The 10,178-nt window shown below is 69.3% G+C and carries 9 protein-coding genes; 7 read left to right on the top strand and 2 right to left on the bottom strand.

Going from position 1 to position 10,178, the window contains the following annotated elements; all coding sequences use genetic code 11:
* The first annotated feature begins 151 nt into the window (after positions 1-151).
* Genes ACFVVO_RS26090 through ACFVVO_RS26105 form a run of 4 tightly spaced genes read left to right on the top strand, consistent with a single transcriptional unit; the run spans position 152 to position 5,014 of the window.
* A complete protein-coding gene (locus tag ACFVVO_RS26090) occupies positions 152-2,395 on the top strand; it encodes a polyribonucleotide nucleotidyltransferase (RefSeq protein WP_390058005.1) in 2,244 nt (747 codons plus the stop codon).
* Complete coding sequence (locus ACFVVO_RS26095) at positions 2,392-3,771, top strand: M16 family metallopeptidase (protein ID WP_390058006.1); 1,380 nt, start codon at positions 2,392-2,394, stop codon at positions 3,769-3,771. The genes ACFVVO_RS26090 and ACFVVO_RS26095 overlap by 4 nt, the downstream gene beginning before the upstream one ends.
* 24 nt (positions 3,772-3,795) lie before the next feature.
* Positions 3,796-4,548 carry a 4-hydroxy-tetrahydrodipicolinate reductase gene (gene dapB / locus ACFVVO_RS26100; RefSeq protein WP_390058007.1) on the top strand — a complete coding sequence of 251 codons (753 nt, stop codon included), beginning with the start codon at positions 3,796-3,798 and terminating at the stop codon, positions 4,546-4,548.
* Between the two features lie 13 nt (positions 4,549-4,561).
* On the top strand, positions 4,562-5,014 hold the full coding sequence (locus ACFVVO_RS26105) for a hypothetical protein (protein WP_390058008.1): 453 nt from the start codon (positions 4,562-4,564) through the stop codon (positions 5,012-5,014).
* Positions 5,015-5,100: 86 nt separating this feature from the next.
* Here ACFVVO_RS26105 and ACFVVO_RS26110 read toward each other — a convergent pair whose 3' ends face one another.
* Together ACFVVO_RS26110 and ACFVVO_RS26115 are read right to left on the bottom strand one after the other, a co-directional pair.
* Positions 5,101-5,655 (bottom strand): hypothetical protein, encoded by a 555-nt coding sequence (locus ACFVVO_RS26110; protein ID WP_390058009.1) that lies wholly within the window; start codon positions 5,653-5,655, stop codon positions 5,101-5,103.
* Between the two features lie 90 nt (positions 5,656-5,745).
* The gene (locus ACFVVO_RS26115) at positions 5,746-6,018 is read right to left on the bottom strand and encodes a hypothetical protein (protein WP_390058010.1); all 273 of its coding nucleotides are present in this window, start codon (positions 6,016-6,018) and stop codon (positions 5,746-5,748) included.
* Between the two features lie 158 nt (positions 6,019-6,176).
* On the opposite strand from ACFVVO_RS26115, the gene thyX reads away from it, so the two are divergent.
* The 3 genes from thyX (at position 6,177) to ACFVVO_RS26130 (ending at position 9,872) form a co-directional block, all read left to right on the top strand.
* The gene (gene thyX, locus ACFVVO_RS26120; protein ID WP_390058011.1) at positions 6,177-6,920 is read left to right on the top strand and encodes an FAD-dependent thymidylate synthase; all 744 of its coding nucleotides are present in this window, start codon (positions 6,177-6,179) and stop codon (positions 6,918-6,920) included.
* Between the two features lie 211 nt (positions 6,921-7,131).
* Entirely contained in the window at positions 7,132-8,031 is a 900-nt protein-coding gene (gene dapA, locus ACFVVO_RS26125) for a 4-hydroxy-tetrahydrodipicolinate synthase (RefSeq protein WP_390058012.1), read from the top strand.
* 155 nt (positions 8,032-8,186) lie between these two features.
* Positions 8,187-9,872: a ribonuclease J gene (locus ACFVVO_RS26130; RefSeq protein ID WP_390058013.1), complete on the top strand. Its 1,686-nt coding sequence runs from the start codon at positions 8,187-8,189 to the stop codon at positions 9,870-9,872.
* Positions 9,873-10,178 lie beyond the last annotated feature (306 nt).

Here is a 10,178-nt window from a genome sequence, read left to right on the forward strand (position 1 = left end):
TCGCCGCCGCCGGTCCTCGGTAGTGGCCCCCGGGGGGAAGTGAGCCCCGGGTGCTTCGATCGAAGACCGGCCCGCACCAGACGGAGCGCTTCTCCACAAACGTCCCCCTGCCACACGGGCGGCGAGGGACGAAGACGAGGAGAAAACACTAGTGGAGAACGAGACCCACTACGCCGAGGCCGTCATCGACAACGGCACCTTCGGCACCCGCACCATCCGCTTCGAGACGGGCCGCCTGGCCAAGCAGGCCGCCGGCTCCGCCGTCGCGTACCTGGACGACGACACCATGGTGCTGTCGGCCACCAGCGCTTCCAAGAGGCCCAAGGACCAGCTCGACTTCTTCCCCCTGACGGTGGACGTCGAGGAGCGCATGTACGCCGCGGGCAAGATCCCCGGCAGCTTCTTCCGCCGCGAGGGCCGTCCCTCCGAGGACGCCGTCCTCACCTGCCGTCTCATCGACCGTCCGCTGCGTCCGTCCTTCAAGAAGGGCCTTCGCAACGAGATCCAGGTCGTCGCCACGATCATGGCGCTCAACCCCGACCACCTGTACGACGTCGTGGCGATCAACGCCGCCTCCGCGTCCACCCAGCTGGCCGGTCTGCCCTTCTCCGGCCCGGTCGGCGGCGTCCGCGTCGCGCTGATCAACGGCCAGTGGGTCGCGTTCCCGACGCACACCGAGCTCGAGGACGCCGTCTTCGACATGGTCGTCGCCGGTCGCGTCCTGGAGGACGGCGACGTCGCGATCATGATGGTCGAGGCCGAGGCCACCAACAAGACCATCCAGCTGGTCGAGGGCGGCGCCGAGGCGCCGACCGAGGAGGTCGTGGCCGCCGGCCTCGACGCCGCGAAGCCCTTCATCAAGGTCTTGTGCAAGGCGCAGGCGGACCTCGCCGCGAAGGCCGCCAAGCCGACCGCCGAGTTCCCGATCTTCCTGGACTACGAGGACGACGTCCTCGAGGCCCTGACCGCCGCGGTCAAGAGCGAGCTCGCCCAGGCGCTCACCATCGCCGGCAAGCAGGACCGCGAGGCCGAGCTGGACCGCGTCAAGGACATCGCCGCCGAGAAGCTGCTCCCGCAGTTCGAGGGCCGCGAGAAGGAGATCTCCGCCGCGTACCGCGCGCTGACCAAGAAGCTGGTCCGCGAGCGCGTCATCAAGGACAAGATCCGCATCGACGGCCGCGGCGTCACGGACATCCGTACGCTGGCCGCCGAGGTCGAGGCCATCCCGCGCGTGCACGGCTCGGCGCTGTTCGAGCGTGGCGAGACCCAGATCCTGGGCGTCACCACCCTGAACATGCTCCGTATGGAGCAGCAGCTGGACACCCTCTCCCCGGTGACCCGCAAGCGCTACATGCACAACTACAACTTCCCGCCGTACTCCGTCGGGGAGACGGGCCGCGTCGGCTCCCCGAAGCGCCGCGAGATCGGCCACGGCGCGCTCGCCGAGCGCGCGATCGTGCCGGTCCTGCCGACCCGCGAGGAGTTCCCCTACGCGATCCGTCAGGTGTCCGAGGCCCTCGGCTCCAACGGCTCGACGTCCATGGGCTCTGTCTGCGCCTCCACCATGTCGCTGCTGAACGCCGGTGTGCCGCTCAAGGCCCCCGTCGCCGGTATCGCCATGGGTCTGATCTCCCAGGAGATCGACGGCCAGACGCACTACGTCGCCCTCACCGACATCCTCGGTGCGGAGGACGCCTTCGGCGACATGGACTTCAAGGTCGCCGGCACCAAGGAGTTCGTGACCGCCCTCCAGCTCGACACCAAGCTGGACGGCATCCCGGCCTCCGTCCTGGCCGCGGCCCTCAAGCAGGCCCGCGACGCCCGCCTCCACATCCTCGACGTGATGATGGAAGCGATCGACACGCCGGACGAGATGTCCCCGAACGCCCCGCGGATCATCACCGTCAAGATCCCCGTGGACAAGATCGGTGAGGTCATCGGCCCCAAGGGCAAGATGATCAACCAGATCCAGGAGGACACCGGCGCCGAGATCACGATCGAGGACGACGGCACCATCTACATCGGTGCCGCCGACGGCCCGGCCGCCGAGGCCGCCCGCGCCACGATCAACGGCATCGCCAACCCGACCATGCCGGAGGTCGGCGAGCGCTACCTGGGCACCGTCGTGAAGACGACGACCTTCGGTGCGTTCGTGTCGCTGCTCCCGGGCAAGGACGGTCTGCTGCACATCTCGCAGATCCGCAAGCTCGCCGGCGGCAAGCGCGTGGAGAACGTCGAGGACGTCCTCGGTGTGGGCCAGAAGGTCCAGGTCGAGATCGCCGAGATCGACTCCCGCGGCAAGCTGTCCCTCGTTCCGGTGGTCGAGGGCGAAGACACCGCGTCCGACAGCGGCTCCGCCGCGGGCGAGACGAAGAAGGACGACGCCGACCAGTGACGTCCCGTGGCTCCAAGGCGACGGCCCGCACCTCTTCGGAGGCGCGGGCCGTCGCCCGTACCCAAACCCTCATCAAGGGCACCGGCGGCATCGGCACGGTCCGCAAGACCACCCTCCCCGGCGGCCTGCGCATCGTCACCGAGACCCTGCCCTCCGTGCGCTCGGCCACCTTCGGCATCTGGGCGCACGTGGGCTCCCGCGACGAGACCCCGTCGCTGAACGGCGCCACGCACTACCTGGAGCACCTGCTCTTCAAGGGCACCTCCAAGCGCAGCGCGCTGGACATCTCCGCCGCCATAGACGCCGTCGGCGGCGAGATGAACGCGTTCACGGCCAAGGAGTACACGTGCTACTACGCGCGCGTGCTCGACACCGACCTGCCGCTCGCCATCGACGTCGTCTGCGACATGCTGACCGGCTCGCTGATCCTCGAGGATGACGTCAACGTCGAGCGCGGCGCCATCCTCGAAGAGATCGCGATGACCGAGGACGACCCGGGCGACTGTGTGCACGACCTGTTCGCGCACACCATGTTCGGCGACAACGCCCTCGGCCGCCCGGTCCTCGGCACCGTCGACACGGTCAACGCCCTCACCGCCGACCGCATCCGCCGCTTCTACAAGAAGCACTACGACCCGACCCACCTCGTGGTCGCCTGCGCCGGCAACATCGACCACAACAAGGTCGTACGGCAGGTCCGCGCCGCCTTCGAGGAGGCGGACGCCTTCAAGGACCTCGGCGCGCGGCCCGTCGCCCCGCGCGACGGCCGCCGCTCGATCCGCACGACCGGCAAGGTGGAACTGATCGGCCGCAAGACCGAGCAGGCGCACGTCGTCCTCGGCATGCCGGGTCTCGCTCGCGCAGACGACCGCCGCTGGTCCATGGGCGTGCTCAACACCGCCCTCGGCGGCGGCATGTCCTCCCGCCTCTTCCAGGAGGTCCGGGAGAAGCGCGGCCTCGCCTACAGCGTGTACTCGTACACCTCGGGCTTCGCCGACTGCGGCCTGTTCGGCGTGTACGCCGGCTGCCGGCCCAGCCAGGTGCACGACGTGCTGAGGATCTGCCGGGACGAGCTCGACCACGTCGCCCAGAACGGCCTCTCCGACGACGAGATCGGCCGTGCCATCGGCCAGCTCCAGGGCTCCACCGTCCTGGGTCTGGAGGACACCGGCGCGCTGATGAACCGCATCGGCAAGAGTGAGCTGTGCTGGGGCGAGCAGATGTCCGTCGACGACATGCTGGCGAAGATAGCCGCGGTCACCCCGGACGAGGTCCGGTCGGTCGCCCGGGACATCCTGGGCCAGCGCCCTTCGCTGTCGGTCATCGGCCCGCTCAAGGACAAGCAGGCCGCGCGGCTGCACGACGCCGTCGCCTAATCACCTCCGGTAAGGAAGCAACAGATGAGCAAGCTGCGCGTGGCGGTACTCGGCGCCAAGGGCCGGATCGGGTCCGAGGCGGTACGGGCGGTCGAGGCCGCCGAGGACATGGAGCTGGTCGCCGCCCTCGGCCGGGGCGACAAGCTGGAGACCCTGGCGGAGACCGGCGCCCAGGTCGTCGTCGAACTCACCACCCCCGCCTCCGTCATGGGCAACCTCGACTTCTGCGTGCGCCACGGCATCCACGCGGTCGTCGGTACGACGGGCTGGACCGAGGACCGCCTCGCGCAGCTGACGGGCTGGCTCGCCCAGTTCCCGCAGACCGGCGTGCTCATCGCGCCGAACTTCTCCATCGGCGCCGTGCTCACCATGAGGTTCGCGCAGGTCGCCGCCCCGTACTTCGAGTCGGCCGAGGTCATCGAGCTGCACCACCCGAACAAGGTGGACGCCCCCTCCGGGACCGCCACGCGCACGGCCCAGCTCATCGCCGAGGCCCGCCGCCGGGCGGGTTCGGCCCCGATGCCGGACGCCACGGTCACCGCCCTGGACGGCGCCCGCGGGGCCGACGTCGAGGGTGTACCCGTACACGCCGTCCGACTGCGCGGCCTGCTGGCCCACCAGGAGGTGCTGCTCGGCGCCGAGGGCGAGACCCTCACCATCCGCCACGACTCCCTGCACCACAGCAGCTTCATGCCGGGCATCCTGCTCGGCACCCGCCGCGTGGTGTCGACTCCGGGCCTCACCTTCGGCCTTGAACACTTCCTCGACCTGAGCTGAGCCCGAACACGTCATGCGCGCGAAGATCACCTACCTCGTCACGGCCGCCGTCCTGGTCTTCTACTTCGTCCTGGTCGGCAGCCGCGGCGTGATGCTCATCCAGACCGGCACGCTCCTGACCGTCACCTTCGGTGTGGCGGTGCTCGTCCTGCCGGTCATCGGCCTGTGGTTCCTGTGGAAGAACACCCAGTTCGTCCACAGGGCCAACCAGCTCGCCGCCGAACTCGAGGCCGAGGGCGGCCTGCCCGTCGACGAGCTGAGGCGCACCCCGAGCGGCCGCATCGACCGCGACTCGGCGGACGAGGTGTTCGCCCGGCGCAAGGCCGAGACGGAGGCGGCCCCGGACGACTGGCGCAGCTGGTTCCGGCTCGCCGTCGCCTACCACGACGCCCGCGACACCCCGCGCGCCCGCAAGGCGATGCAGCGGGCCATCGCCCTGCACGACGGCAGGCCCGTCCAGGTCTGAGCCGGCCGGGGCAGCCCAGCCGGTACGAGGAAGGGGCCGGACCGCGGTACACGCGGTCCGGCCCCTTCGCCGTGGTCCGAGGGCGGTCAGCCGCGCCCGTACTCCGCGGCCCAGGCCTCCACCGTGTCCGCCGCACGGTCGAAGGCCGCGGGCCGGTGCAGGAAGTCAAGGGAGTGCGTGGTCAGCAGCGGTGGCGTGTCGTCCACGGACCGGTCCTTGCGCACGAGCGTCAGCGCCTGCCCCTGCACGGTGCGCGGCAGCCCCAGCCAGCGCACCGGCCGCTGAGCCGTCCGTACCGCGATCACCCGCTGCCAGGGGACCGTACGCGTCGCCAGGAAGTCCACCTGGCGCAGCCCGCGGGCGCTCACCCACACGCCCATGCGCAGCACGCGCAGCGCGGAGACGATCACGGCCAGCGCCAGGCTGAGGACCAGGCCCGCGGCGGACACCGAGTCGGTCAGGGCGATGAGGACCGCGCCGAACAGCACGAACGAGGAGAGCAGGAGTCCCAGGGCGGCACCGCCCACCCGCCACGGCCCGGGCCGGTAGGGCCGCCGCCAGCGGTCCCGGTCGTCGTACGGCAGCGGGCTCTCGGAAGCCGCGTCGAAGGAGCGGTCGGCCGTCAGGAAGGGCAGGGGCACGGCTGGTCCTCACTCGATCCTCGCTGGGGCTGTGCCCGGTGAGGCTATCCGGCCGGATTCCCGCCCACCACCCTTGGGCGGCCGGAAGGGTCAGTGCCCCTGGGAGTGCCCCTGCGAGGCCTGGGACTGCTGGGCCGGCGTACCGGACGGCGTGGACAGCGCCGGCATCCCGAGGACCAGGGCCCCGACGAGCCCGGCGACGAGGGTCAGGCCCAGCAGCCAGCGCCCGGCCAGCTCGCCGAGCGAGGCCCGCTCACGAGGCGGGGGAGTGACATTACTGCGGAACCTGTCCGCCTCGGCCAGGAAGGCGAAGGGTACGGGCCCACTGGGGGCACCTCCCGGCGGTTGCTGGGGGAGGAACATCGCGGGTCCAGCTCCTTTCGGGGTCGAACGATCAGGCCTCACCGATACAGACGCTCGAGTGACACAAAAGGTGCCCATGTCCGAAAAAATGCGTGGCAAGGTCACTGTTCGGGACTGTCAGGGGTGCCCCGTACAGTGGGCGCGAACCTCAAGAAGTGATGGGAAGGACCCCCGTGACCACCCCCGAGTCGCTCACTTTCCGCAGCGATGTCACCGTCGAGCTGGTGAAGTCCAGCGCGTCGGACGCCGACGTCCTCTTCGCCGCCCGCGTCTCCACTGTCGGCGAGCAGTCACTGGACGAGCTGAAGAAGGACCCGGAGCGCTCCAAGGGCCTGATCAACTACCTGATGCGCGACCGGCACGGCAGCCCGTTCGAGCACAACTCGATGACCTTCTTCATCAGCGCCCCGATCTTCGTCTTCCGCGAGTTCATGCGGCACCGGGTCGGCTGGTCCTACAACGAGGAGTCGGGCCGCTACCGGGAGCTCCAGCCGGTCTTCTACGTCCCCGGCAAGGACCGCAAGCTGGTCCAGGAGGGCCGCCCGGGCAAGTACGTCTTCGCCGAGGGCACCCCGGCCCAGCAGGAGGCCGTGCGCAGCACCCTCGAGGAGTCCTACGAGCAGGCGTACGCGGCGTACCAGAAGCTCCTCGCCGAGGGCGTCGCCCGCGAGGTGGCCCGCGCCGCCCTCCCCGTCGGCCTGTTCTCCTCGATGTACGCCACCTGCAACGCCCGCTCCCTGATGCACTTCCTCGGTCTGCGCACCCAGCACGAGCTGGCCAAGGTGCCGTCCTTCCCGCAGCGGGAGATCGAGATGGTCGGCGAGCTGATGGAGGCGGAGTGGGCCAAGCTCATGCCGCTCACATATGCCGCCTTCAACACGAACGGGCGTGTGGCTCCATAACGAAGCCCTGTTCCCCCACGCGGAACGGATGTACGGATCAGCCGGGCGAAGTGTCCGTATTGCGGCATTCGGAGAAGTTCATCTAGCCTGATCAAACGGGCCCGGCACTGCTTGAACCCCCGAGCAGGCAGTGCCGGGCTCCATATTTGTCCTGACTTACCCGGCACCCCGACGGCAGACCACGCCTGGAGCACCGAGTAGCGTGTTACCCATGGCTCCGACCTCGACTCCGCAGACCCCCTTCGGGCGGGTCCTCACCGCCATGGTCACGCCCTTCACGGCGGACGGCGCACTCGACCTCGACGGCGCGCAGCGGCTCGCCACCCACCTGGTGGACGCAGGCAACGACGGCCTGATCATCAACGGGACCACCGGCGAGTCCCCCACCACCAGTGACGCGGAGAAAGCGGACCTCGTACGAGCCGTGGTGGAGGCGGTCGGCGACCGCGCCCACGTCGTGGCCGGAGTCGGCACGAACGACACCCGCCACAGCATCGAGCTGGCCCGCGAGGCGGAGCGCGTCGGCGCGCACGGCCTGCTGGTCGTGACGCCGTACTACAACAAGCCCCCTCAGGAGGGCCTGTACCGGCACTTCACCGCCATCGCGGACACCACCGGGCTGCCGGTCATGCTCTACGACATCCCCGGCCGCAGCGGGGTCCCGATCAACACCGAGACCCTGGTCCGCCTCGCCGAGCACCCGCGGATCGTCGCCAACAAGGACGCCAAGGGCGACCTCGGCCGCGCCGGCTGGGCCATCGCGCAGTCCGGCCTCGCCTGGTACTCCGGTGACGACATGCTGAACCTGCCGCTGCTCTCCGTGGGCGCGGTCGGCTTCGTCTCCGTCGTCGGCCACGTCGTCACCCCCGACCTGCGCGCCCTCGTCGACGCGTACACCTCGGGCGACGTCGTCAAGGCCACGGAGATCCACCAGAAGCTGCTCCCGGTGTACACCGGCATGTTCCGTACCCAGGGCGTCATGACCACCAAGGCCGCACTCGCCCTCCAGGGGCTGCCCGCAGGGCCCCTGCGCGCGCCCATGGTCGAGTGCTCGCCCGAGGAGATCGCCCAGCTCAAGATCGATCTTGCTGCCGGCGGGGTACAGCTCTGACAACAGACTTGGCACCACCCGAGCTTCACAACTGAATCGACAACCGAATAGCGGGCCACCGGTGCCCGCACCCCACAACGACAACTGCTTCTGCACGAACGTCATGCGCGCCACGTGCCCGACCGGTACGTGGCGCGCGTGGTGAGGAGAGTCTTTTGAGTCATCCGCATCCTGAACTCGGACCGCCCCCGTCGCTCCCCGAGGGCGGCCTGCGCGTCACCCCGCTCGGCGGTCTCGGCGAGATCGGCCGGAACATGACGGTCTTCGAACACGGCGGCCGCCTGCTGATCGTCGACTGCGGAGTGCTCTTCCCCGAGGAGGAGCAGCCCGGAATCGACCTGATCCTGCCGGACTTCTCGTCGATCCGGGACCGCCTCGACGACATCGAGGGCATCGTCCTCACCCATGGCCACGAGGACCACATCGGTGGCGTCCCCTTCCTGCTCCGCGAGAAGCCGGACATCCCGCTCATCGGCTCCAAGCTGACCCTCGCCCTCATCGAGGCCAAGCTCCAGGAGCACCGGATCCGCCCGTACACCCTCGAGGTGGCGGAGGGGAACCGTGAGCGCATCGGCCCCTTCGACTGTGAGTTCATCGCGGTCAACCACTCCATCCCGGACGCCCTGGCGGTCGCCATCCGCACCCCCGCCGGCATGGTCGTGCACACCGGCGACTTCAAGATGGACCAGCTTCCGCTGGACAACCGCCTCACCGACCTGCACGCGTTCGCCCGGCTCAGCGAGGAGGGCATCGACCTCCTGCTCACCGACTCCACGAACGCCGAGGTGCCGGGCTTCACGCCGCACGAGCGGGAGATCTCCAACGTCCTGCGCCAGGTCTTCGCCGGAGCTGGTAAGCGGATCATCGTGGCGAGCTTCGCCAGCCACGTCCACCGCATCCAGCAGATCCTTGACGCGGCCCACGAGTACGGCCGCCGGGTCGCCTTCGTCGGCCGCTCGATGGTCCGGAACATGGGCATCGCCCGCGACCTCGGTTACCTCAAGGTCCCGCCGGGCCTGGTCGTGGACGTCAAGACCCTCGACGACCTCCCGGACCACGAGGTGGTCCTGGTCTGCACGGGTTCCCAGGGTGAACCGATGGCCGCGCTGTCCCGGATGGCCAACCGCGACCACCAGATCCGGATCGTCCCGGGCGACACGGTGATCCTGGCGTCGTCCCTCATCCCGGGCAACGAGAACGCGGTGTACCGCGTGATCAACGGCTTGACCCGCTGGGGGGCCAACGTCGTGCACAAGGGCAACGCCAAGGTGCACGTCTCGGGCCACGCGTCCGCGGGCGAGCTGCTGTACTTCTACAACATCTGTCGCCCGAAGAACCTGATGCCGGTCCACGGCGAATGGCGCCACCTGCGCGCCAACGCTGAGCTGGGCGCGATGACCGGTGTCCCGCACGACCGGATCGTCATCGCCGAGGACGGCGTGGTCGTGGACCTGGTCGAGGGCAAGGCCACCATCTCCGGCAAGGTGCAGGCCGGATACGTGTACGTCGACGGCCTCTCCGTCGGCGATGTGGGCGAGCCGGCCCTGAAGGACCGCAAGATCCTCGGTGACGAGGGCATCATCTCGGTCTTCGTGGTGGTGGACTCGTCCACCGGCAAGATCACGGGCGGCCCGTACATCCAGGCGCGTGGTTCCGGTATCGAGGACGCGGCCTTCACGGGCGTCCTGCCGAAGATCAATGAGGCACTGGAGCGCTCCGCCCAGGACGGCGTCGTGGAGCCGCACCAGCTGCAGCAACTGATCCGCCGCACCCTGGGCAAGTGGGTCTCGGACAACTACCGCCGCAGGCCGATGATCCTCCCGGTCGTCGTGGAGGTCTGACACGCCGGCTGCGTGAACTCGGAGCGGGGCGCCCCGATTTGCATCGGGGCGCCCCGCTCCAGTACGTTTACGGCTCCGCCCGATCGGGAACCCCAGAGCTTCATGCGCTGGACGACGGTTGCCACGGATCGGGTGGGAAATCCGGCTCAGAACTTCTGATAAAGTCGGAACCGCCGGAAAGGGAAACGCGAGAGCGGGAACCTGGAAAGCGCCGAGGAAATCGGGTCGAGAAAAGATCTGATAGAGTCGGAAACGCAAGAACGAAGGGAAGCGCCCGGAGGAAAGCCCGAGAGGGTGAGTACAAAG

Origin of the sequence: Streptomyces sp. NPDC058145 (assembly GCF_042884245.1) — a bacterium.
Classification (GTDB): domain Bacteria; phylum Actinomycetota; class Actinomycetes; order Streptomycetales; family Streptomycetaceae; genus Streptomyces.

Bases quoted from the DNA above. Each gene is read 5' to 3' on its own strand.
- dapB (WP_390058007.1), top strand. From the start codon at position 3,796: ATGAGCAAGCTGCGCGTGGCGGTACTCGGCGCCAAGGGCCGGATCGGG.
- dapA (WP_390058012.1), top strand. From the start codon at position 7,132: ATGGCTCCGACCTCGACTCCGCAGACCCCCTTCGGGCGGGTCCTCACC.
- thyX (WP_390058011.1), top strand. From the start codon at position 6,177: ATGGGAAGGACCCCCGTGACCACCCCCGAGTCGCTCACTTTCCGCAGC.
- ACFVVO_RS26115 (WP_390058010.1), bottom strand. From the start codon at position 6,018: ATGTTCCTCCCCCAGCAACCGCCGGGAGGTGCCCCCAGTGGGCCCGTA.
- ACFVVO_RS26105 (WP_390058008.1), top strand. From the start codon at position 4,562: ATGCGCGCGAAGATCACCTACCTCGTCACGGCCGCCGTCCTGGTCTTC.